At 69.5% G+C, this 23,274-nt stretch carries 22 protein-coding genes; 5 read left to right on the forward strand and 17 right to left on the reverse strand.

Translation table 11 applies throughout. The features are described from left to right. Positions 1 to 16 precede the first annotated feature (16 nt). Positions 17 to 2,188 (reverse strand): cyanophycin synthetase, encoded by a 2,172-nt coding sequence (locus LCC91_RS05180; RefSeq protein ID WP_143897736.1) that lies wholly within the window; start codon positions 2,186 to 2,188, stop codon positions 17 to 19. Positions 2,189 to 2,349: 161 nt separating this feature from the next. Between LCC91_RS05180 and LCC91_RS05185 the strand changes: the two genes are divergently transcribed. Together LCC91_RS05185 and LCC91_RS05190 are read left to right on the forward strand one after the other, a co-directional pair. Beyond that, on the forward strand, positions 2,350 to 4,641 hold the full coding sequence (locus tag LCC91_RS05185; protein WP_082007722.1) for a cyanophycin metabolism-associated ABC transporter: 2,292 nt from the start codon (positions 2,350 to 2,352) through the stop codon (positions 4,639 to 4,641). A 4-nt stretch (positions 4,642 to 4,645) separates the two neighbouring features. Next, positions 4,646 to 5,131, forward strand: a complete 486-nt coding sequence (locus LCC91_RS05190; RefSeq protein WP_043703337.1) for a cyanophycin metabolism-associated DUF1854 family protein — start codon at positions 4,646 to 4,648, stop codon at positions 5,129 to 5,131. A 39-nt stretch (positions 5,132 to 5,170) separates the two neighbouring features. Here the strand turns inward: LCC91_RS05190 and LCC91_RS05195 are convergent, their stop codons facing one another. The 14 genes from LCC91_RS05195 to mltG all read right to left on the reverse strand — a co-directional run bounded on the left by LCC91_RS05195 (position 5,171) and on the right by mltG (position 17,829). Then, on the reverse strand, positions 5,171 to 5,947 hold the full coding sequence (locus LCC91_RS05195; RefSeq protein WP_043703338.1) for an ABC transporter ATP-binding protein: 777 nt from the start codon (positions 5,945 to 5,947) through the stop codon (positions 5,171 to 5,173). Between the two features lie 29 nt (positions 5,948 to 5,976). Beyond that, complete coding sequence (locus tag LCC91_RS05200) at positions 5,977 to 7,107, reverse strand: succinylglutamate desuccinylase/aspartoacylase family protein (RefSeq protein WP_043703340.1); 1,131 nt, start codon at positions 7,105 to 7,107, stop codon at positions 5,977 to 5,979. Beyond that, complete coding sequence (locus LCC91_RS05205) at positions 7,108 to 7,821, reverse strand: ABC transporter permease (RefSeq protein ID WP_052231769.1); 714 nt, start codon at positions 7,819 to 7,821, stop codon at positions 7,108 to 7,110. It lies immediately after the preceding gene. Between the two features lie 18 nt (positions 7,822 to 7,839). After that, positions 7,840 to 8,535 (reverse strand): ABC transporter permease, encoded by a 696-nt coding sequence (locus tag LCC91_RS05210; protein WP_043703342.1) that lies wholly within the window; start codon positions 8,533 to 8,535, stop codon positions 7,840 to 7,842. Positions 8,536 to 8,602: 67 nt separating this feature from the next. After that, positions 8,603 to 9,382 (reverse strand): ABC transporter substrate-binding protein, encoded by a 780-nt coding sequence (locus tag LCC91_RS05215; RefSeq protein WP_043703343.1) that lies wholly within the window; start codon positions 9,380 to 9,382, stop codon positions 8,603 to 8,605. Between the two features lie 194 nt (positions 9,383 to 9,576). After that, positions 9,577 to 11,091, reverse strand: a complete 1,515-nt coding sequence (locus LCC91_RS05220) for a tripartite tricarboxylate transporter permease (RefSeq protein ID WP_043703345.1) — start codon at positions 11,089 to 11,091, stop codon at positions 9,577 to 9,579. Between the two features lie 36 nt (positions 11,092 to 11,127). Beyond that, entirely contained in the window at positions 11,128 to 11,589 is a 462-nt protein-coding gene (locus LCC91_RS05225; protein WP_043703346.1) for a tripartite tricarboxylate transporter TctB family protein, read from the reverse strand. A gap of 27 nt (positions 11,590 to 11,616) precedes the next feature. Continuing rightward, positions 11,617 to 12,252, reverse strand: a complete 636-nt coding sequence (locus tag LCC91_RS05230; protein ID WP_224441033.1) for an ankyrin repeat domain-containing protein — start codon at positions 12,250 to 12,252, stop codon at positions 11,617 to 11,619. A gap of 83 nt (positions 12,253 to 12,335) precedes the next feature. Further along, positions 12,336 to 13,160, reverse strand: a complete 825-nt coding sequence (locus LCC91_RS05235; protein ID WP_043703349.1) for a TatD family hydrolase — start codon at positions 13,158 to 13,160, stop codon at positions 12,336 to 12,338. 38 nt (positions 13,161 to 13,198) lie between these two features. After that, complete coding sequence (locus tag LCC91_RS05240; RefSeq protein WP_043703352.1) at positions 13,199 to 13,579, reverse strand: PilZ domain-containing protein; 381 nt, start codon at positions 13,577 to 13,579, stop codon at positions 13,199 to 13,201. Then, the gene (locus tag LCC91_RS05245; RefSeq protein WP_058616357.1) at positions 13,576 to 14,616 is read right to left on the reverse strand and encodes a DNA polymerase III subunit delta'; all 1,041 of its coding nucleotides are present in this window, start codon (positions 14,614 to 14,616) and stop codon (positions 13,576 to 13,578) included. Before LCC91_RS05245 ends, LCC91_RS05240 begins: the two co-directional genes overlap by 4 nt. Continuing rightward, on the reverse strand, positions 14,616 to 15,254 hold the full coding sequence (gene tmk, locus LCC91_RS05250; protein WP_058616358.1) for a dTMP kinase: 639 nt from the start codon (positions 15,252 to 15,254) through the stop codon (positions 14,616 to 14,618). Before tmk ends, LCC91_RS05245 begins: the two co-directional genes overlap by 1 nt. Then, positions 15,251 to 16,813, reverse strand: coding sequence for a hypothetical protein (locus tag LCC91_RS05255; protein WP_143897734.1), 1,563 nt, complete (start codon positions 16,811 to 16,813; stop codon positions 15,251 to 15,253). The genes tmk and LCC91_RS05255 overlap by 4 nt, the downstream gene beginning before the upstream one ends. Before the next feature lie 8 nt (positions 16,814 to 16,821). Further along, on the reverse strand, positions 16,822 to 17,829 hold the full coding sequence (gene mltG, locus LCC91_RS05260) for an endolytic transglycosylase MltG (protein ID WP_043703357.1): 1,008 nt from the start codon (positions 17,827 to 17,829) through the stop codon (positions 16,822 to 16,824). Positions 17,830 to 17,925: 96 nt separating this feature from the next. Between mltG and ygfZ the strand changes: the two genes are divergently transcribed. Together ygfZ and LCC91_RS05270 are read left to right on the forward strand one after the other, a co-directional pair. Then, positions 17,926 to 18,870, forward strand: coding sequence for a CAF17-like 4Fe-4S cluster assembly/insertion protein YgfZ (gene ygfZ / locus LCC91_RS05265; RefSeq protein ID WP_043703358.1), 945 nt, complete (start codon positions 17,926 to 17,928; stop codon positions 18,868 to 18,870). Between the two features lie 4 nt (positions 18,871 to 18,874). Continuing rightward, positions 18,875 to 19,726: an NRDE family protein gene (locus LCC91_RS05270; protein ID WP_058616360.1), complete on the forward strand. Its 852-nt coding sequence runs from the start codon at positions 18,875 to 18,877 to the stop codon at positions 19,724 to 19,726. Here the strand turns inward: LCC91_RS05270 and LCC91_RS05275 are convergent. Further along, on the reverse strand, positions 19,678 to 20,535 hold the full coding sequence (locus tag LCC91_RS05275) for a YbgC/FadM family acyl-CoA thioesterase (RefSeq protein ID WP_058616361.1): 858 nt from the start codon (positions 20,533 to 20,535) through the stop codon (positions 19,678 to 19,680). The two genes, LCC91_RS05270 and LCC91_RS05275, sit on opposite strands and share 49 nt — an antisense overlap. Positions 20,536 to 20,580: 45 nt before the next feature. On the opposite strand from LCC91_RS05275, the gene LCC91_RS05280 reads away from it, so the two are divergent. Next, a complete protein-coding gene (locus LCC91_RS05280; RefSeq protein ID WP_143897730.1) occupies positions 20,581 to 22,584 on the forward strand; it encodes a peptidase U32 family protein in 2,004 nt (667 codons plus the stop codon). 42 nt (positions 22,585 to 22,626) lie between these two features. Here the strand turns inward: LCC91_RS05280 and LCC91_RS05285 are convergent, their stop codons facing one another. Further along, positions 22,627 to 23,172, reverse strand: a complete 546-nt coding sequence (locus tag LCC91_RS05285; RefSeq protein ID WP_143897728.1) for a hemerythrin domain-containing protein — start codon at positions 23,170 to 23,172, stop codon at positions 22,627 to 22,629. Positions 23,173 to 23,274 lie beyond the last annotated feature (102 nt).

Consider the following 23,274-nt stretch of genomic DNA (forward strand, 5'->3'; position numbering starts at 1 on the left):
TGGGGCAGCGTAAGCGTCAGAGGGTGTCCAGCAGGGGCGCGGCGGTCTCGATACCAGCACGGATCAGCTCGGCCGGCAGGTCTAGCGCCACGGCCGTGCCCAGCGTGGCGAGCAGCGTGGGCACGCCGATGCGGCCCAGCAGCGCCGCCACACCCGGCTGCTCCAGCGACAGCAACGGCGTACGGCGGCTGCCCTGGAGCAACACCACCTGCTGCCCGTCGAGCGTCACGAAGCGGCGGCCATCGGCGATGTGCGCCTCTGCGAGGGCGTGGCGCGGATCGGTGCTGTAAAGCAACACGTCCCCATCGCACAGCTCGGCCAGCCCAGCGCACACCTCGCAGTCGGCGTTGAGCACGGCGCAGCCCTGGGGCAGCACGACGTCCACCTGCGTGCGCAGCACCTTGCGCATGTCGTCGCGCGTGCGGATGTCGTGGTCCTCCAGCCCCTGCGGTTCGGGCACGTCGGTCACCACGCCCACCAGGCAGCGGTCGTACGGCAGTCCTTCGTCGAGGATGCAGCGCGGGGAGGTTTCGATCACCGCCGCTTCGACGCAGCGGTTCATCAGCAGCCGTTGGCCCGCTTCCCAATCCGAGGGAACGCTCGCATCCACCGGGTGCATCTGCAGATACAGCCGCCCGCCACACGACACGCCGGTGGCCGGCCCCTTGCGCTGCAGCAGCGCCCCCACCAGCAGCGCCAGCGCGGTCGTCTCGCGCGTGCCGGTGATGCCCACCACGGGGATGCGGCCGTCCTCAGCGCCCGGGAACAGGTGTTCGACGATCGCCTCGCCCACCGGCCGCGGCTTGCCGTTGGCCGGTTTGAGGTGCGGCAACAGCCCCGGTCCTGCGTTGACCTCGACGATCGCGCCGCCCTGGGCCGCAAGCGGCTGGCCAATGTCCTCGACCACCAGGTCGATCCCGGCGATGTCGAGCCCCACGACACGCGCGGCGATCCCGGCGATCTCGGCCACGTCCGGGTGGACGAGGTCCGTGACGTCGTCGGTGAGCAGCCCGGTGCGCTGCACCAGCACCTCGCGACCCGCCTCCGGCACGCTCTCGGGCGTCAGGCCCTGGCGGCGCAGCTCCAGCATCACGTCGCGGTTTTCCGGCAGGCGGATCGTGTCCAGCGGAAACTCTTCCTCCTCGCCGCGGCGGGGGTCGCTGTTGATGTCGCGCTCGATGAGTTCCCGTACCGTGTGAATGCCGTCGCCCACGATCACCGCCCGCTCGCCGCGCGACGCCGCCACCACGCGCCCGCCGATGACCAGCACCCGGTGTTCGTGGCCGCGGATGTAGCGCTCGACCATCACCTCGGAGCCCTCGCGCTCGGCCAGCGCGTAGGCGGCTTCCACCTCCTCGCGCGTGCGCACGTCGAGCGACACGCCGCGCGCGTGGTTGGCGTCCACCGGCTTGACGACGACCGGCAGGCCGATATCCTGCGCCGCTTCCCAGGCATCGTCGGGGCTGGTGACGACGCGCCCCTCCGGCACCGGCACACCGCACTCGGCCAGCAGCCGCTTGGTCAGGTCCTTGTCGCGCGAGATCGTCTCCGCGATGGCGCTGGTGCGATCGGTCTCGGCCGTCCAGATCCGGCGCTGCCGCGCCCCATAGCCGAGCTGCACCAGGTTGCCCTCCGTCAGCCGGATGTGGGGAATGCGCCGCGCCGTGGCCGCATCGACGATGGCCGCAGTGCTCGGCCCCAGCGCGTGGCGGTCGATCAGGCCCTTGAGCCGCTTGACGGCTGCCGCCACGTCGTAGGGCTGGTCGTCGATGGCCGCCATCAGCAGGTCGCGCGCGTCCAGCAGCGCCTGTCGGGCGACTTCCTCCTGCCGCGCCCGGATGACGAGCTTGTACACCCCGCGCCGGGACGTGGAGCGCGTCTGCCCAAAACTCGTTGCCATGCCCGCCAGGTTGAGCAGCTCGATGGCGATGTGCTCCATGATGTGGCCGGGCCACGTGCCCTCGCGCAGCCGCAGCAGAAAGCCGCCACGCTCGCCGACCCCGCAGTGGTGCTCGACGAGCCCGGGCAGCCACGCCGTCAGGCGCTCGTACAGGCCGGGGACGGTGTTGGAGGGGCTGTCTTCGAGTTCACCGATGTCGATGAGCGCCTCGATCGCGGCCCGGTAGGTCCAGAGGTTGGGCCCGCGCAGGTGGTGCATGCGCAGGATCCGGATGGTCTTGTGCGACATGGAGGGTCGTGGTGGTCGGGGCGGAATGGCTGCGCGATGCACCGGGCACGATCCAAGGCCGCCATGGCGCCGTAGAATGCGTCGCCCGCGCGTCGGCACGGTTCGCTATTGTGAGGGATTCGTTCACCGCCCGTGACGCCGACCGCCCCGGAAATTGCAACATGTCGTATCCATCCCCCTCCACCGCCCCGACGACGGCCTGGCCCGGATTGCCGGCCGCGTGGCGTCGCGCCGTCGAGCAGACACCGGCCGCGGCGGGCGAGGAGGGCGTGTGGCTGCAGGTCGATCTGGATGCGCAGTTGCATTTCCGCGACGGGCTGCTGTGGATCGCCGGGCGGACGCTGTGCTGGGCGGACGCTCCGGAGGCGGCGCCGCGGTGCTGGCCGATCGAGCGTGGCCTCGCGCTGTGGGTGAGCGACCACAACGGCGTGGCCGCGCTGGAACTCGTGCGCGAGGCGCGCGACGGTCAGCCGGCCGAGCGGCTCGCGGTGTGGCGCTACACGCTCGGCCGGCAGGTCGCGGCCCGACGGCTGATCGAGCGCTTCGAAGCCGTGCGCGACGCGGCGGGCAGCGAACTGCCCAACCAAGAGGCGACGCCACTGCACTGCCCGGCGTGCCACGCGCCGATGGAGCCGGACGATGACGAGTGCGCGGTGTGCGCACAGGTGGTCCACACGCCCCCATCGACGCTGACGCTGCTGCGCCTGTGGCGCTTCGCACGCCCGTACCGCTGGCAACTGCTGGCGGGCTTTTTGCTGACGCTCGCGGCCACCGCGGCGACGCTCGTGCCGCCGTATCTGACGATCCCGCTGATGGACGACGTGCTGATCCCGTACCAGAACGGGCAGCCGATCGACGTCGGCCTGGTGGCGATGCTGCTGGGCGGACTGCTGGGCGCGGCGCTGCTCGCGTGGGGGCTGGGCTGGGCCAAGACCTACATCCTCGCGCTGGTGTCCGAGCGCATCGGGGCCGACCTGCGCACCACGACCTACGAGCACCTGCTGGGCCTGTCGCTGGAGTATTTCGGCAACCGGCGCACCGGCGACCTGATGGCGCGCATCGGCTCCGAAACCGACCGCATCAACATCTTCCTGTCGTTGCACTTGCTGGACTTCGCCACCGACGTGCTGATGATCCTGATGACGGCGGTGATCCTGTTTTCGATCAGCCCGACGCTGGCGCTGGCCACGCTGCTGCCGCTGCCGCTGATCGGCTGGCTCATCCACGTCGTGCGCGACCGGCTGCGCACCGGGTTCGAAAAGATCGACCGCGTCTGGGCCGAAGTCACCAGCGTGCTCGCCGACACCATCCCCGGCATCCGCGTGGTCAAAGCCTTTGCGCAGGAAGGGCGCGAGGCGCAGCGCTTCCGCGAGGCCAACCGCCACAACCTGGAGGTCAACGACCGGCTCAACCGCCTGTGGTCGCTCTTTTCACCGACGGTGTCGCTGCTGACCGAGGTCGGCCTGCTGGTGGTGTGGGGCTTTGGGATCTGGCTCGTCGCGCGTGGCTCGGTCACCGTGGGCGTCCTCACGGCGTTTCTGGCCTACATCGGGCGGTTTTACACGCGGCTGGATTCGATGAGCCGCATCGTCTCGGTCACGCAAAAAGCCGCCGCTGGCGCGAAGCGCATCTTCGACATTCTGGACCACGTCTCCAGCGTCCCGGAACCCGCCGACCCGGTGCCATTGCCCGAAATTCGTGGGCACATCCAGTTGCGCAATGTGAGCTTCCGCTACGGCAACCGCTCGGTCATCCAGGGGCTGAACCTCGAGGTGCGCCCGGGCGAGATGATCGGGCTGGTGGGCCACAGCGGTTCGGGCAAGAGTACGTTGGTCAACCTGATCTGCCGCTTCTACGACGTGGCCGAAGGGGACATCCTGGTCGACGGGGTGGACATCCGCCGCCTGCGCGTGGCCGACTACCGTCGCCACATCGGCCTGGTGCTGCAGGAGCCGTTCCTCTTTTTCGGCACCATCGCCGAGAACATCGCGTACGGCAAGCCAGACGCCACGCGCGAGGAGATCATCGCCGCCGCCCGCGCCGCGCACGCGCACGAGTTCATCCTGCGCCTGCCGCAAGGCTACGACTCGCTGGTGGGCGAGCGCGGGCAGGGGCTCTCCGGCGGCGAGCGCCAGCGCATCAGCATCGCGCGCGCCCTGTTGATCAACCCGCGCATCCTGATCCTGGACGAAGCCACGGCGAGCGTGGACACCGAAACCGAGAAAGAGATCCAGAAAGCGCTGGACAACCTCGTGCGCGGCCGCACGACGATCGCCATCGCGCACCGCCTCTCCACGCTGCGCCGGGCGGACCGGCTGGTCGTGATGGACAAGGGCCGCAAGGTGGAGGAGGGCACCCACGACGAGCTGATAGCGCGGCAGGGCGCGTACTGGCGCCTGTATCAGGCGCAGGCGCGGCAGGCCGAAGCCGAGCGCGAATGGCTGAAGGACTGACGTGATGACGACCGAAGTGGAACCGAACCCGACGTGGACGCTGCGCCGCACCCCGCTGGGTCGGCTCGCGTGGCGCGCGCCTGGCGGCGAGTGGGTCGAAGGCGTCGTACCGGTGCGGGCGTTCCCGATCCAAGCGCCAGACCGCTACGTGTCGCTGGTCGGCCCGGACGGGCACGAGGTGGCGTTCATCCCATCGCTGGACGTGCTAGACACACCGACCCGTGCGTTGATCGAGGAGGCGTTACAGGAACGCGAATTCACCCCGGTGATTCGGCGGCTGCTGGAGGTCAGCGCCTTTGCCACGCCAAGCACGTGGACGGTGGAGACGGACCGTGGCATCACGCGCTTCGTGCTCAAGGGCGAGGAGGACATCCGGCGCCTGGCCCGCGACGTGCTGCTGATCCAGGACAGCCACGGGGTGCAGTACCTGATCCGCCGTCCGCTGGAACTCGACCGGCACAGCCGCCGGCTGCTGGACCGGTTCCTGTGATCGCCCAATATCCCGTTTTGATACAACGGGATATCGTGATTATTTCAAGTTTCCGCTGAGGAACTGCTGCAACCGTTCGCTGCGCGGGCTCGTCAGCACCTGCTTCGGGTCGCCCTGTTCCTCGATGCGCCCTTGGTGCAGGAAGATCACGTGGTTGGACACCTCGCGTGCGAAACCCATTTCGTGCGTGACGACCACCATCGTGCGATGTTCTTCCGCCAGGCCCTGCATCACCCGCAGCACTTCGGTGACGAGCTCGGGGTCGAGCGCACTGGTGGGCTCGTCGAACAGCATCACTTCCGGCTCGACGGCGAGTGCCCGCGCGATCGCGACGCGCTGCTGCTGCCCGCCGCTCATGTGGGCGGGGTAGCGGTCCTCGACCCCCTTGAGCCCCACGCGGTCGAGGTATTTGCGCGCCGTGGCCACGGCCTCGTCGCGCGGGATCTTCAGCACGTGGATGGGCACCTCGATGATGTTCTGCAGCACCGTCATGTGGGCCCACAGGTTGAAATTCTGGAACACCATCGCCAGCCGCGTGCGCAGGCGCTGCAGCTGCGCGGGGTCCGCGGCGTGCAGCTCGCCATCGGCGCCGGGTTTGAGGCGCAGTTCCTCCCCCGCGACGACGATGCGGCCGGCGTGGGGCTTTTCCAGCAGGTTGATGCAGCGCAGGAACGTGCTCTTGCCGGAGCCGGAGCTGCCGATGATGCTGATGACGTCGCCGGCGCGCGCGGTCAGCGAAACGCCCTTGAGCACCTCGTGCGTGCCGTAGCGCTTGTGAATGTCATCGACCTGGAGTTTGATGGGAGCGTCGCTCATCGCAGCGTATCAGTCAGTCGGGAGGGGGTTCATTCGGACAGCAGCATGCCGGTGCGAAACGCCGTGCGGCCGGCGACTTTCGCGACCGTAAGGCCTGCCGGCGCGTAGCGCTCACGCGCCCGTGCGTAGAGGCGCCCGCCGTGTGCGGTGCGCAGCGTCACGCTGCTCCCGTCGATCGGGTCAAGGATTTCGGCCACCGCGTCGCCGGGCCGCAGCGCCGCGCCGACGGGGGCGAGAAACACCAGCACGCCGGGGCAGGGGGCCTTCAGGGTTTCGGACCCGGCCAGCGGCGTCGGCTCGCAGCGGGGCGCGGGCATCGGCCCCGGATCCCCCGCCACCGCGCCAAGGTGCTGCAGGTAACGCCAGATCGCATCCGCGTCGCGCGCGGCCAGGGTGTGATCGACATCGGCCTCGCCGCGCAGCTCGACGGTCGCGCTCGCGCAAGCCTGCGGCAGGGGTGCCGCGATGCCCGCCGCGTCCAGCTGGGCGCGCAGCTGCGACCACAACCCCGAGAGCTGCTCGTCGAACGGCTGACCACCGGCCCCGTAGTCCGCCACCAGCACCGTCTCGGCCTGCAGCCAGCGCGCCAGCGGCTCGAGCGTCGGCCAGCACGCCGTCTCGCTGTAGAGGTGCACGACCGCCTCGCTGTCACAGTGCAGGTCGAGCACCACGTCGGCGTCCGCGGCGAGCCCAAAGAGCGTCAGACGCAGGCCCTCGAGCTCGGTCACCGGGGCCTGCTCGGCCAACCACTGCACGACCGCCGCGCGTACCCGCTGCACGTTGGCGGCGGCGTCCGCGTCCAGCGAACGACCGACCCGCTCGAACGCCACGCGGGCAAGATCGGGGTAGCCGCGGTTGAAGTTTTCCGAGGTGTTGAGCTCGAAGCGCCCCATTGGCCGATGGTCGATGCGCTGCGCGAGCCCGATCGGGTTGGCCACCGGAACGAGGACGATCTCCCCACGCAGCGCGCCGTCGGCTTCGGCCGCCAGCAGCCGCTGGCGCAGATGGTGCGCCACCAGCATGCCCGGCAGCTCATCCGCGTGCAGGCTGGCCTGGACGTAGACCTTGGGGCGTGCCCCCGGCGTGCCGAAGTGCAGGCTGGTGACCGAACGGGCACTGCCGAGGCTGGTGCGGGGCAGGGGGTGGTGACGGACGTCCATTCAGGATCGGCGCGGTGCCAGGTGGGCCAGGTAGCGGCGCTCAGCCAGCTTGAACAGCCCCACCAGCAGGAACGTGATGCACAGATAAATCGCCCCGGCGAACAGATACGCCTCGAAGGGCAGGTAGAAGTCCGAGTACACGCGGCTGGCCGCCGCGGTCAGGTCGGTCATCGCCGGCACCGTGCTTGCGAGGCTCGTGCTGTGCAGCATCATGACCACCTCATTGCTGTAGGCGGGCAGCGTGCGGCGCAGTGCGCTGGGCATCACGATGCGCCACAGCACCTGACGCGGCGACATGCCCATCGCGCGGGCGGCCTCGATCTCCCCGTACGGGGTTTCGCGGATCGCGCCGGCCAGCATCTCGGCGGTGTAGCCCGCGGTGTTGAGCGTGAACGCGAGCCACGCGCAGAAAAAGGCCTCCTTGAACCACGTCCACGGCCAGATCTCGTCCCAGCGGGCCTGAATCCACTCCAGCTGCGCGACCCCGTAGTAGATCAGGTACACCTGTATCAGCAGCGGCGTGCCGCGGATGACGTAGGTGTAGCTGCCCACGAGCCAGCGCAGCCACGCGTGGCGGCTGTTGAGCGCGAGGGCGAGAAACAGTGCCAACACGCCCCCCGCCACGACGGAGCTCACCAGCAGCTTCAGCGTCGTGACCAGCCCCTGCGCATACAGCTGCAGTTGGGCGGGCTCGAAAATCACCGACCAGTTCACGGCATCGGCCCCGTCACGTCAACCCTGCCACGAGGTGGCACGGCGCACCCCCAGGCTGAAGCGGTCGTTGAGCCGGCGCAGCGCCCACAGCGACGCCGAGGTGTAGATCAAGAACAGCGCGCCGACGAACAGGAAAAAGAAAAACGGCTCGCGTGTGGCGGCAGACGCCTGCTTGGCCAGAAACGTCATGTCCTTCAAACCGATGAGGCTGACCAGCGCGGTGCTCTTGATCAACACCAGCCAGTTGTTGGTGAAGCCGGGCAGGGCGTAGCGCACCATCTGCGGCAACGTGATGCGCACGAACGTCTGTAGCCGCCCCATGCCGAACGCCCACGCCGCTTCCATCTGGCCGCGAGGAATGGCGAGGATCGCCCCGCGGAACGTCTCGGTCATGTACGCGCCGTAGATGAACCCGATCGTCAGCACCCCCGCGACGAAGGGGTTGATGTCGACTGGCTCGGTATGGCCGAGCGCCTCGAGCAGCGCGTTGAGGCCGATGGTGCCCCCGTAGAACACGAGCAGCATCAGCACCAGCTCCGGCACACCGCGCACGACGGTGGTGTAGAGCGTGGCGAGGGCGACGAGCGCGCGCCGGCCCGACAGCTTGGCCGTGGCACCGAGCAACCCCAGCGCGATGGAGACGACCAGCGACAGCAGCGACACCGCCACCGTCAGCAGCGCACCTTGCAGAATGGCGGGAATGTAGTCCAGCATGGGCCAACGAAAAACGCGCCGCCCGGCCCAGCAACCGGGCGACGCGCCGGGCTCACCGCGTCACGGGTCAGTTGCCGTACGGGTCGAAGTCGAAGTACTTCTTCGCGATCTTGTCGTAGGTGCCGTCGGCGCGGATCGCCTTGATCGCGGCGTTGATGTCGGCCTTGAGCTTGTCCTGGCCCTTGCGCATGCCGACGCCGACGCCGTAACCGAAATACTTCACGTCGTACAGGTCGGGGCCGACGAAGCCGTAGCCCTTGCCTTCGGGCTTGCGCAGAAAGCCGCCGTACACCTCCACCTTGTCGGCGACCGTGCCGTCCAGGCGGCCGGCCTTGATGTCGAGGTACACCTGATCCTGCGCTTCGTAGGGGATGACCTGCACGCCGGCGGGCTTGAGCTCGCCCATCGCGTACTTCTCCTGCGTGCTGCCCTTGAGGACGCCGATCTTCTTGCCCTTCAGCGACGCGGGGCCGGTGTAGGGCGTGCCTTCCTTGACGACGATGCCGCTGGGCGTCTTGTAGTACTTGTCGCTGAAGTCGATAACCTTCTTGCGGTCGTCCGTGATCGACATCGAGCTGATGATGACGTCGTACTTGCGCGCCTGCAGGCCCGGGATCATGCTGTCCCAGACCTGCTCGACGAAGACGCACTTGCGGTTGAGCTTGGCGCAGATCGCTTCGGCGATGTCGACGTCGAAACCGGTGGGCTTACCGTCAGGGGTTTTGTAGGTGAACGGCTCGTAGGTGGCATCGATCGCGACCTTGAGCTCGTTGCTTTGGGCCTGAACCGCACCGGTGGCCAGCAGCGTGGCCAGCCCGAGGGTCTGCAGAATGTGACGACGCTTCATGAGGGGGTCACCCGAAGTTGAACATATTCACATTGTAGACACGCCCGGAGGCACGGGCGGGTATGGTTTTCCCTCTGTTGGAACAGCGCCCGAAACATTATCGCGGCCACGACTTAACATAATACAAATTGTAGAACTTTCACGTGATCACCGTCGATGGCCTCCAAGGGCTACCGGCGCGGACATGCCACGCTTTATGCTTGGTCCAGCGCCCGCTCACGCGCCCGCAACGTGGCGCGCAGCATCCCCCACAGGCTCCAGCCCAGCAGCGCCGCACAGGCGATGATGAACCCGAGGCTGATCGGGCGCTCGACGAACACCATCGGGTCACCGCGCGACAGCAGCAGCGCGCGGCGCAGGTTTTCCTCCATCAGCGGCCCGAGCACGAACCCGAGCATCAGCGGCGCAGCCTCGAATCGCAGCACCGCCAGCACGTAACCGACCAGCCCGATGATCGCGACCATGTAGATGTCGAAGGTATTGTTGTTGACGCTGTACGTCCCCAGCGCGATGAACACCAGGATCGCCGGGTATAGCACGCTGTACGGGATGCGCAGGATGGCCACCCACATGCCCACCAGCGGCAGGTTCAGGATCATCAGCATCACGTTACCGATGCCAAAGCTCACGATCAGGCCCCAGAACAGGTCCGGCTGGTTGGTCATCAGCAGCGGGCCGGGCTGGATGCCGTGGATGATGAGGGCCCCCAGCATCAACGCCATCACGGCGTCACCGGGAATGCCCAGCGACAGCGTCGGCACGAAGGCCGTCTGCGCCGCTGCGTTGTTCGCTGCCTCCGGCGCCGTCACCCCCTCGATAGCCCCCTTGCCAAAGCGCGACGGGTCGCGCGCGATCTTTTTCTCGGTGGCGTAGGCCATGAACGACGCGATCGACGCGCCGGTGCCCGGCAGCGCGCCAAAGAAGCTGCCGATGCCCGTGCCACGCAGCATCGGCATCACGGACGCCTTCCAGTCCGCCCGCGTGGGCAGCATCGAGCGCCACGTGATGCGGTCGTTGATCTGGCCCTCGCGCGGCTGGTTGATCGAGCCGACGACCTCCGCGATGCCGAACAGCCCCATCGCCAGCGCGACGATGTTGATGCCGTCCATCAGCTCCGGGATGCCGAACTCGTAGCGCGCCTGCCCCGAGTTGACATCGGTGCCGACGGTGCCGAGCAGCAGCCCCAACACCACCATCGCCAGGCCCTTGAGCGGTGAGCCGGACGCCAGCGTCGACGCCGCCACCAGCCCCAGCAACATCATCGCGAAATACTCCGCCGGGCCGAACTTGAGCCCCAGCTCTGCGATCGCCGGGGCGAACCCTGCCAGGATGGCGATGCCCAGCATCGAGCCGACGAAGGAGGCGATCGTCGTCATGAACAGCGCCACCCCCGCCCTGCCCTGTTTGGACATCGGGTAGCCGTCCAGGCACGCCACCGCCGACGAAGGCGTGCCCGGCAGGTTCAGCAGGATCGACGCCGTCGAGCCGCCGTATTGCGCGCCGTAGTACACGCCGGCGAGCATGATGATGGCAGCCGTCGGGGGGATGTGGTAAGTCACCGGCAACAGCAGCGAAATCGTCGCCATCGCGCCGATACCGGGCAGCACGCCGATGAGCGTGCCGATGAAAACGCCGACGAAGCAATACAGCAGCATCATCGGCTGCATGGCCTGTTGCAGGCCGAGCCAGAGGCCTTGGGCGATGTCCATGGGGGAACCCTCGTGGTGTCGTCGATGGGTGGGGGATCAGGGGCTCCAGGGCCACACCGGCAACACCATGCCCAGCGCGACGATGAAAACCAGCCAACACAGCCCGGCGATCACGGCGGCCGCGACCAGCCGGCCGCGCCACGTGATCGTCCGGTCGGCAAGCGACGCCACCAGGACGCTGGCCGCGCACGCCACGATCAGCCCCGCCGTCTTGAGCAGCAGCGCGAACAGCACGATCGAGCCGACGACGCTCCCCAGCGGCCCCCATGCGAGGCGTAGCCGCTCGCCGGGACGCACCAGCGCCGGCAGCGCGATCAGCACCCCCAGGATGCCGAGCAAGATGCCCAACCCGAACGGGAAGAACCCCGGCCCCATGCTGCGCGGGGAGCCCAACTCGTAGTGCTCGTACGCGTACCACGCGGCCGCGAAACCGACGGCCGCCATCAGCAGCCCGCCCAACAGATCCCGATGGTCCTGGCGCGTGACCGGTGTCGACATCGTCCGTTCTCCTCGGTGAAATGGTCGTTACCACTGACCGCGCGGCTGTCGCGCGCGTATGGCCGCCGCGATCAGCTCCACGATCGTCTCACGGCCGACCTGCCGCGCAAAATCGATGGCATCCAGCCCGAGCTGGTTGCGCAGTGTCGGGTCGGCCCCCTCCTCCAGCAGCAGCCGCACCACCTCCGCGCGTCCATAGCGGGCGGCCATCATCAACGGCGTGGAGCGGTTGGGCGATTCGGCGTCGATGTAAGCGTGGTGTTCCAGCAACAGCCGCGTGATCGCCAGGGCCTGGTCCGACTTGCCCGTGGCGGCGTAATGCAGCGGGGTCCAGCCGGGTCGGTTCACCTGCGCGCCGCGCCGGATGAGCGCCTGCACGATGTCGAGGTGTCCACGCAGCGCCGCGATCATCAGCGCGTTTTCGCCCGCGGGGTTGGTCGCCTCGATGTCGAGGTCGCGCTGCTCCACCAGGTGGCGCGCGACGTGAAGCGCGTCGCGCTGCAGCGCGAGCACGAGCGGGGGGTTGAGCTCCGGATCCGGCGTGTTGATGTCGAGCCCGCGCAACTGCAACGCGATGACGGTGCTGACGTCGTCGCGGACCAGGGCGGTGATGAAACGGTCGTAGCTCGCCTGTGCCCAGGCGGCGGCGGGCAGCGCCAGCATGACGACCGCGCACATCCCTCCGGCGAACCACGCCCGCAATGCGCGAGGCCACGCACGATGCCGAAACGAGAGACGTACGGCGGTCACGGCGCGCACACGCGGGTGAAGAGCCGCTCGAAGTTGGCGCTCGTGGCCTCGGCCACGGCCTCGACCGTGACGCCCTGGATGTCGGCCAGCACCGCGGCGACGAACGGTACGAGCGCGGGGGTGTTGGTCTTGCCCCGGTGCGGCACCGGTGCCAGGTAGGGGCTGTCGGTCTCGATCAGGCAGCGGTCGAGCGGAACGTAGCGCGCCACCTCCCGCAGCGCGGCCGCGTTCTTGAACGTGAGGATGCCGGAAAACGAGATGTAGAACCCCAGGTCGAGCGCGGCGCGCGCCACCTCGCGCGTTTCGGTAAAGCAATGGAACACCCCGCGCGCCACGGGCAGTCCATCAGCGCCCGCTCCGGCAAAGCCGCCCTCTTCGCGCAGGATGGCGAGCGTGTCGTCGCTGGCACTGCGGGTGTGGATGACGAGCGGCAGGTCGAGCTGCCGCGCGGCGCGGATGTGCACGCGAAAACGCTCCCGTTGCCACCCCATGTCCGCCACCGTGCGGTCGCCCAGCCGGTAATAGTCCAGCCCCGTCTCGCCGATCCCCACGACCCGCGGACGGCGGGCCAAGGCGATCAGCCCTTCGACCGTCGGCTCCGCCACCCCCTCGTTGTCCGGGTGAACGCCGACGGTCGCCCACAGCGCCGGCCCCTCGGCCGGTGCCGCCATCGCCAGCCGGTGCACGTCGTCGAAGCGCTCCAGCGTCGTGCCGATGCACAGCGCGCGGGTGACGTTCGCGTGCCGCATCGCCGCCAGCACCTCGTCGTACTGGGCCTGCAGTTCGGGAAAATCCAGGTGACAGTGGGAATCCGTGTACATCGCTTGGGATCGCCGCGGCACATGCGGCCGCGGAAGGCTCAGAGGGTCTGGGTGGGGCGGTCGGAAGCGAGGTGGGCTCCCAGGATTTCCTCGATCCGGGCCCGCAGCGCGCGGGACTTCTCATCGTCCGGAAAGCGCACGCCGATACCTTGCGTGCGCGCGCCGGTGGCCCCGGCGGGGGTGATCCAGGCCACTTTGCCCGCGACGGGGTAGCGCTGCGGGTCCTCCGGTAACGTCAGCAGCACGTACACATCCTGTCCCAGGGTGTACTGGCGTGACGAGGGCACGAAAATGCCCCCCTCCTTGAACAGGGGAATGTAGGCGGCGTAGAGCGCCCCTTTTTCCTTGATCGAGAGCTGGATGACCGTCGGACGCGGCGACGTGCCGGCACCCGCTTCTGTTGCTGAAACCGTCGTCATGGGCACGAGTGTAGCGCCGCACCGGCAGCGGCGCCCGGCGCAAACACCGCTGCGGTGCGCTGGGCCCAGGCCTCGGTCCACAGGCCTGGCTGCCAGGGATGCTCCACCGTGCGCCACGCCTGTTGCAACACCCGCCAGAAGGCCGACAACCGCGCTACAGCAGGCACAGGTGGCAGCGCCGCCGCGTCGAAATAGCGCGGCTTTCCCCCGGCGGCGACCGCCATCGCGTCGTGGCACAGCTGCATCAGCACCTGCACTTGCCGCGCGAGGGGCCAGTCACCGATCACGGCGGCATCGCCTTGCGCGAGCTGGCGCGGCAACGCGCGCCAGACGCGCTCCGTGACCCCGAGCCGCGCCCACGCCAGCGCCTCGTCCGGCCGCCCGCCGGCCATGCGCCAGCACGCGGCCCAGTCCGCATCGGTGAGGCCCGGGCACTCCTGGGCCCCCTCCGCCGCGAGCCACGCCCGGCCTTCGGCTTCCGTGGGCCACGCCATCGTGTGCGTCTGGCAGCGGCTGCGAATGGTGGGCAGCAGCGCATGCGCCGCTTCTGTTGCGAGCACGAAGCGCACCCGTCCGGGTGGCTCCTCCAGCGTCTTGAGCAGGGTGTTGGCCGACTCGACGTTGAGGCGCTCCCCCGGGTGGATCAGCAACACTTGGCCCTGCGGTCGGGTGTGCGACAGCTGCGCGAATGCCACGGCCGCGCGGGCAGCGTCGACGCGGATCTGGCGGCTGGGTTTGATTTCCTTGCGCTCGATGCGCTCCTGCGTGACCGGGTCCAAGGGCCAGCCGAGGTCGATCGCCTGCTGTTCGGGCATCAGCACGAAAAGATCGGGGTGCGCGCGCACATCGATCGCGTGGCACGAGTCGCAGGCACCGCACGCGCCGTCGCCGGAGGGGTGCTCGCACAGCCACGCGCGCGTCAGCGCCAGCGCCAATTCGTATTGCCCGAGGCCGGGTGCCCCCGCCAGCAGCACGGCGTGCCCCCGCAGGGACAACAACGCGCGCAATTGACGTTGCAACCACGGTGGCAGCGCCATCACCACATCCCTCGCTGGCGGCACACCGCCTCCACCTGCGCCCACACGCCCGCGACGTCCTGGACCGCGTCGATGCGCACCACGCGCTCGGGCGACCCCGCCGCCCGCCGCGCGTAGCCGGCTGCGACGCGCTCGAAAAACGCGAGCGGCTCGGCCTCGAACTTGTCCGGCTGGCGCGCGCCGGCCAAGCGGGCGGCCGCCGTTGCCGGCGGCACGTCGAACCACAGCGTCAGGTCCGGTTGCCGCAGGCCCGTGCCGGTCGTTTGCACCCACCGCTCCAGCGTCTCCAGCACCACCAGATCGAAGCCCCGCCCGTAGCCCTGGTACGCGAACGTCGCGTCGGTAAAGCGGTCGCACAGCACGACCTCGCCAGCCGCGAGCGCCGGCTCGATCACGCGCACCAAATGATCGCGCCGCGCGGCAAACATCAGCAGCGCCTCCGTCAGCGCGTCCATCGGCTCCTGCAGCAGCAGCTCACGCAGCCGTTCCGCCAACGCCGTGCCGCCGGGCTCGCGCGTCACCCGTACGGTGCGCCCGGCCTCCCGCAGGCGCTGTGCCAGCGTCGCGATGTGGGTGGACTTTCCGGCCCCGTCGATGCCTTCGAACGTGATGAACAGGGGCGCGTGCTTGGTTTTCATGGCAGGCGATCGTACACCTGCCCCAGCGTCGGACAGGGGCCGTTGGCCGCGGTGACCGCCTGCGCGTACAGAACCCCCGGCGCACGACCGTCGGTGTGGGCATGCCAGCGCATCGTATTCGGGGCCGACACGCGGTAAACGGTCGGGCTCTCAGGGTCGGCGAAGGACGTGATCGGCTGTGTCCCGACCCACCAGAACGCGCAGACCGGACGGTCGGCATCGATGGCCAAGCGGCTGCTGCCGGGATAAACGACCATGTCAGCCGCACGCTGTATCGCCAGCGCACCCGCCAAGTGGATCGGGTCGGCAATCACCACGGCGCCCCCGGCACCGATCGCATCGAGCCGACGCGCCACGGCCGCCGGTGACAGCTGGCTCCAGGAGGCGCGGCCCTGCTGCGCCAGCAGCGTCGGACGCCACACCAGCAACACCAGTGACGCGACGACCACGGCAGCCGACACGCGCCGCAGCACGGTCGCGGCCGCAGGCCGGGCGCGCAGTAACGCGACGCCGCCGAGCACCACCGCCGGCACCGCCATCGGCATCACCCAGCGCAGTTTGATATCGCTGAGCCCCGCCGACAACGACAGCACAGCGACAGCCACGACAACCGCGGCCATGTAACCCAGCAGCAGCGCCAGCCAGAACGACGACGTGGCGGTCGCGGCACCGCCTCCGACACCGCCCCCCTTGGCGGTGAGCACCACACCCCGCTGGCGGCGGCCGGACACCACCACGGCCACCACCGCGACGAGCACTGCAGTGCCCACGGTGGCCAGCCACGCCTCCGCGAACGCCAGCAGCACCCCCCCTCCTCCTCCGGTGGGGGCCTGCATCTTGGCCCGGATGGGGTCGATGACCTGCGAGCGCTGTCCCCAGACCCAGGCGACGTGCAGACCGAACGGCAGCAGGCCAAGCAACGCCCAGGGCAGCCCGCGGCTGTGGCGGACCACCCGCTCGCGCCAGCGCGTCCACGAGCGCCCGTCGAGCCACCACGCCGTCATCGCGGTCACTGACCATCCCGCCAACACCAGTACCGCGTTGTATTTGGCCAGCAGGGCAGCGGCCGCCACCAGGCCGATCAGCCCCCAGCGGCGACGGGACACGGCGCGATCGGGCGCGACGATCAGGGGCATCGAGAGCGCGACCAAGACCGCGATGCAAGCCGTCGCCAACAGGCTGTGGGTCAGCGTGCGCGGCGCGTCCCACAGCAGCGGCGCGAGCGTCAACGCCCACCACCCCAACGGGGCCCCCATCCCGCCGTCACCGCACGCCTGGCGAGCGGCGTGGGCCACCCCCACCGCGATCATCACGAACAGCGCCGCTTTGAGTAGCGCAAGGACAAGGAGCGCCGGGCCGCCCGTCAGGGTGTGCAGCGCCCACAACGACCATTCGAACAGCGGCGGCTGCGGTCCGTAGCTCGGCCGCAGCCGCTGCAGGTGCAGCATCTGCTCGGCCTCGTCGAACTCGAGCCCCGGCACCCACAGCCAGCGCGCCACCGCCCAGCCGACGTAGACCGCGGCGAGCCCCACCCACCACCAGGTCCTGGCGTTTTTCACGACCCGCCTCATCGCCCCAACTGATACCGCCGCACCGCCCGGTTGTGCTCTTCGAGCGTGTGGCTGAAAACGCTGGAGCCGTCGCCGCGGGCGACGAAATAGAGCGCGCGGCTGTCGGCGGGCTGCGCCGCGGCCTGCAGCGAGGCCCAGCCGGGCAGCGCAATCGGCGTCGGCGGCAGGCCCGCGCGGGTGTAGGTGTTGTACGGGGTATCGGTCGTGAGGTCGCGGCGCCGTAGGTCACCGTCGAAACGCTCCCCCAGACCGTAAATCACCGACGGGTCGGTCTGCAGCCGCATCCCCAGACGCAGGCGGTTGACGAACACCGCGGCCACCAGCGGCCGGTCGGCATCGAGGCCCGTCTCTTTTTCGATGAGGCTGGCCAGGATCAGCAGTTCGTCAGGGTTACGAAGCGGCAAACCAGCGCGCCGCTGCGCCCACGCGTCGGCCAGCCGTTGGTCCATCGCCTGCGCGGCCTGCCGCAGCACGCGCGAAGCCGGCGTGCGCTTGGGATACAGGTACGTGTCGGGGAAAAAACGCCCCTCCGCGTGTTCCGCGGACAACCCCAGATGGCGCGCCAGGGCGATCGGGTCGTCGCCCGGCGGCAGGTCATCGATCAGGGCTTCCGCCGCCCGCACCGCCTGCAGCACCTGCCGCACGGTCCAGCCCTCGATCAAGGTCAGCCGCCGCAGCGCCTGCTCCCCCCTCACGAGCTTGTCGAGCAACGCGCGCGGCGTCGTGCCGGCCGGGATTTCGTAGCTGCCAGCCTTGAGCGCGCGCGCCTGCCCCGAGAGGCGAAACCACGCAAACAGCCACATAGCCGAGGTGTCGACACCGGCTTCGACCAGCGCGTGCGCCACCTGCTGCGCCGACATCCCGGGCTCGATGACCACGTCGATCACCGCGGTCCCCGGTGGGCGCAGCGGCAGCGGACGGTGCAGCCACGCCGCGACCGCGGCGGCACACGCCAGCAGCGCCACCGCGGCCAGCGTGGACCATCGCCAACGGGGAAATTGCATCGGAGCTAAAACGGGTAAGCGGCGCAGCCTGCCGATGCACCGGCGGGCTGCAGGACAATACGGGCGACGATCATAGCCGCAAGCTTTTCCAACCCCATGACGACCGTGACGCCAACGACCGACACCCCCGCCCCGGCCACGTCCCTGCAGGGCGTGGTGCGCCTGGATGACTGGGGCGTCATCGCCGCTCAGGGCGAAGACGCCGCCAGTTTTTTGCACGGACAGCTGACGCAGGATCTGCTGCTGCAGCGCGCCGACGAGGCGCGGCTGGTGGCATATTGCAACCCCAAGGGGCGCATGCTCTTTACCGCCATTGCCGTCCAGCGCGACGGACAGATCCTGTTGTGCGCGCCGCGCGAGCGCATCGCGCCCACCGTCAAGCGCCTGGCGATGTTCGTGCTGCGCGCGAAAGTGCGGCTCGCGGACGCGAGTGAGCAGTGGGCACTGTGGGGTGCCGCCGGTGACGCGGTGCCAGCGGCCCTGCCGTCCCCATGGTGGGCAGTTTGGCGCGACGGCGAGCGCTTGTGGGTCCGGCTGCCCGCGGGGGCTGGGGTCTCGCGCGCGTTGCTGGTGCAACCGGCCGACCTGGCCGCACCGGCGGGCGGCGCGCTCGATCCCGCCCACTGGCGCTGGCTCGACGTGATGAGTGGTGTCGCGCACGTCACCGACCCCGTGGTCGAGGCCTTCGTGCCCCAGATGCTCAACTACGAATCGGTCGGCGGCGTCAACTTCAAAAAAGGCTGCTACCCGGGGCAGGAGGTGGTGGCGCGCAGCCAGTTCCGCGGCACGCTCAAGCGCCGCGCCTACCTCGCGCACGCGGACGGCCCGCTGGCGGCGGGACAGGAAATCTTCCACCCCGCCGACCCCGAGCAACCCGCCGGCGTCGTGGCGCAAGCGGCGCCCAACCCCGCGGGTGGCTGGAATGCCATCGTGTCGCTGCAAATCAGCGCGGCGGACGGGCAAGCGCTCACCGCCGGCGGCCCGCAGGGTGCGGCACTGCGCCTGCTGCCGCTGCCCTACGAACTGTTGCAGGACGTCTGACACCGTGTGCCTGATCGCGTGGGCGGTGGCCCCCGCCACCGCCACACCGCTGTGGGTGGCGGCCAACCGGGACGAGCAGTGGGACCGCCCCACCCTGCCGTTTCAGGCATGGCCCCTGCCCGACGGCACGACCGTATGGAGCGGACGCGACGTGTTGGCGGGCGGCACCTGGCTCGCTTTCGGGGCGCGGGGCCGGGTCGCGATGCTGACCAACGTGCGCGCGTGGCCGCCCGAGCCGCCGCGGGCGCGCAGCCGTGGCGCCCTGGTGACGGCCTGGCTCGCCGAGGACGCGCCGGCCACCTGGACGGCATTTGCCCGGCAGCACGCCGCGGCAGAGTACAACGGCTGCAACCTCGTGTTGGGCGACGTCCTTCACGGGCAGTGGGCGTGGATCACGAATCGTGATCCGGCTCACCACCAGGGCGCAGACGCCGCCAGCGACACCCCCCTAGAGCACGTGGGCGGTTGGTGGGGACGCGCCCTACCACCGGGCCGGTACGCGCTGTCCAACGCCGCGCTGGACACGCCGTGGCCCAAGGTGCGGCGCCTGAAAACGGCGCTGTCCACCGCGCTGGCCGCGGCCGATCACCCGTCGGCCGACGACGCTCTGCTGCGCGCGTTGCAGACCCACCTACCCCACCCCGACGCGCGGCAGCACGTCGAGGCCAGCCCCTTCGTGCACCTGCCCTCGCGCCGCTACGGTACGCGCAGCAGCCTGATCGCCCGCTGGGATCGCCACGGCACACTGACCGTGGCCGAGTGGACCTACGACAGCCCCAGCGGTCCCGCGGCCATCGAAAGCGCCGTTCAGAGGCGCATTTCCATCGACTGGTGGGGGATGCCGACCTCGTCGTAGGGGTCGCCGACGCACTGCCAGCCCTGCCGCGCGTAAAAGCCGATCGCCGTGCGCTGGGCGCTAAGCCGCAGCGTTTGATCGCCGCGCGCGCGGGCGGCGTCGACCAGCGCCTGCAGCACGCGCGCGCCGACGCCGCTGCCGCGCAGGGCGCGATGCACCGCCATGCGGCCGATCTTGCCCACCCCGGGCTCGGCCGTCAGCAGCCGCCCCGTGCCCACCGCCTGACCGAGGTGGTTGTACGCCACCGCGTGCACCGCGCTGGCATCGGCCGCATCCCATTCTTCCGATTCCGGGATGCCCTGCTCCTCGACGAACACCGCGCGCCGCAACGGCGCCGCATCGCGCTCCAGTGCGTGCCAGGGGCCCGTCACCACGCGCAGCACGTCCTGTCCGGCCTCGTAGCGCTCGATGAGCTCGCGCAGCGCCGTTGGCACCGGGCGGGAGGTCTGCGTCGCCGGGTCCGCGAAGACATAGACGATCTCCGCGCCGACGAGCGCGCGCTCGCCTAGAAACAACACCCCCGTCATCGTCATCGACGAGTTGCCGATGCGCTCGCAGCGCAGGGCGACGTCCACCAGGTCGTCCATCCGCGCGCTGGCGGCGAACTCGAGGCTCGCCTTCTTGACGTACAACTCGCCGCCCAACTGACGCATCGCGTCCGCATACGGCAGCCCCAGCGAGCGCCAGTATTCGGTGATGCCGACGTCGAAGTACATCAGGTAGTGGGCATTGAAGACGATACCCTGCATGTCCACCTCGGCCCAGCGCACGCGCAGGCGGTGAAAACAGCGGAACTCGTGGCGTTTCATGGCGGGTTTTGGGACAATCGCGGGTTTTCGGAAGACCCCGCGATTATGTTGCCCCACCAGCTCGAACTCCTGTCCCCTGCGCGCGACGCCGATATCGGCATCGAGGCGGTCAACCACGGGGCGGACGCGGTGTACATCGGCGGGCCCGGCTTCGGCGCGCGCGCCAACGCCGCCAACCCCGTCAGCGAGATCGAGCGCCTCGTGCGCCACGCGCACCGCTACCACGCGCGGGTGTTCGTCACGCTCAACACCATCCTGCGCGACGACGAGCTGGAGCCGGCGCGCCGGCTGGTCCACCAGCTGTATGACATCGGCGTCGACGCGCTCATCGTGCAGGACATGGGGTTGCTGGAGCTGGACCTGCCCCCAATCCAGTTGCACGCCAGCACGCAGTGCGACATCCGCACGCCGGAAAAGGCGCGCTTTCTGCAGGACGTGGGGTTTTCGCAGATCGTGCTGGCGCGCGAACTGACGCTGCCGCAGATCGCGGCGGTCGACGCCGCGCTGGGTCCGCGCGACGCGCCGGGCCGCGCGGTGCTGGAGTTTTTCATCCACGGCGCGCTGTGCGTGGCCTACAGCGGCCAGTGCTACATCAGCCACGCGCACACCGGCCGCAGCGCCAACCGGGGCGACTGCTCGCAGGCCTGCCGCCTGCCCTACGAAGTGCGCGACATGCAGGGCCGCATCCTCGCCCACGACAAGCACGTGCTGTCGATGAAGGACAACAACCAGAGCGCCAACCTGCGCGCGCTCATCGATGCCGGGGTGCGCAGCTTCAAGATCGAGGGGCGCTACAAGGACATGGGCTACGTGAAGAACATCACCGCCCACTACCGCCGGCTGCTCGACGCGATTTTGGAGGAGCGGCCGGATCTCGCGCCCTCCTCCAGCGGCCGCTGCACCTACACCTTCACGCCGGACCCGCAGCAGAACTTCAACCGCGACTTCACCGACTACTTCGTCAACGGCCGCCAGATCGACATCGGGGCCTTCGACAGCCCCAAAAACCCGGGGCAGCCGATCGGCTGGGTCGTGCGCACCGCCGCCGACCACCTGGAACTGGAGACGAACGACCCCACGATCGAACTCGCCAACGGCGATGGCCTGTGTTATTTGGATCTGCAAAACAATCTGGTCGGGCTGCAGACCAACCGGGTCGAGCGGCTGGGGCCCGGCGTGGACGGCGGCACGCGCTGGCGCATCCACCCCAAAGACCCGATGGGCTCCTTCAAGGACCTGCGCCGCGGCACGACCGTCAATCGCAACCGCAGCATGGCGTGGGTGCGGTTGCTGGAACGCCCGTCGGCCGAGCGGCGCATCGCGCTGTGGGTGCAACTCCGCGCCGAAGGCGACGCGCTGCGGCTGACGCTGACCGACGCCGACGGGCACAGCGGCAGCGCGACGCTGCCGGGTCCGTTCGAACCCGCACGCGACCCGCTGGCCAACGAGGCGACGTTGCGCGAGGGCCTGACGCGCCTAGGGGACACGGTGTTCGAGGCCGTGTCGGTGGACGTGGCGCTGCCCGCGCCGTGGTTCGTCCCCGCGTCACGCGTCAACGCGCTGCGGCGCGAGGCGGTGGCGGCGCTGATGGCCGCGCGCGAGGCGGCCCGCCCTCGACCAGTGCGCGCGAGCGCGGTGGAGCCGCCCGTACCCTACCCCGACGACGTGCTGACGTATCTCGGCAACGTCTACAACCACAAGGCGCGCGATTTTTACGCGCGCCACGGCGTGCGTGTCATCGAGGCGGCGTACGAAAGCCACGAGGCGCTGGGGGACGTCAGCCTCATGATCACCAAGCACTGCGTCCGCTATAGCCTCAGCCTCTGCCCCAAACAGGCCAAGGGCGTCACCGGCGTGCAGGGCACGATCCGCGCCGAGCCGCTGGTGCTGATCCACGGCGACGAGCGGCTGACGCTGCGCTTCGACTGCAAGCCGTGCGAGATGCACGTCGTCGGGCGCATCAAGCGCCACGTCGTGCGCGACACCGAGCGCGCGGCGCGCGAGGCGCCGCTGCGCTTTTACCGGACGCGGCCCGCGCCGGTGCGTTGATCCGCGCGTGGGTGCGCCCCGGCGTCTGGGCGCGCGGCGCGGTCAGACGTAGCCGGCAACCGGCACCGGCGTGTGCCGCATGTGCAGCGCCAAGCCCAGCGCGGCCAGGTGGTTGTCGTTGCGCCCCAGGATGGCCTGCGCCAGCGGCAGGAATTCGGCCTCCTCGAAGCAGGCATGCGAGCGGTACTGCGCCACCAGCGCCTCCAGCCCCGCCGTGTCGAGGGCGAACGACTGCCCTTTGGCGACTTTTTTGAGGTCCCCCTCGAGCTGCTTCCACAGGCGTTCGAGTGCACGGTGCTCCTCCGTCAGGCGTTGCACCAGCCCCTGCACCCGCTCGCGCTCTGCCCCCGCCGCGGCACTGGCGAGCACGGCCGGAAACAGCTCTCGCTCCTCGTCCTCATGGTGTTCGACGATCGCTTCGCGAAAGAACGCCAGCGACTGCTCGGCAATCTCCCGCGCGCGGGCGGCGGGGGCCAGCAACGCTGGCAATTCCGCCAGCGCGTCCAGCTTGCGCAGTATGCCCGCGTGGCACTGCGAGAAATCGGCGATCGGCTGATCGTTCGTCGGGGCGTTGGGGGTCGCAGACATGGCCACACCGTTTTGCTGCATCACGATGCCGCCAGTCTACGGCGCCGATCCCGGGGCCATTCTTGACGCAGGTCAACGGGGTGCGACGCAGCGCCGGCTCCG

Origin of the sequence: Tepidimonas taiwanensis (assembly GCF_020162115.1) — a bacterium.
Lineage (GTDB): Bacteria > Pseudomonadota > Gammaproteobacteria > Burkholderiales > Burkholderiaceae_C > Tepidimonas > Tepidimonas taiwanensis.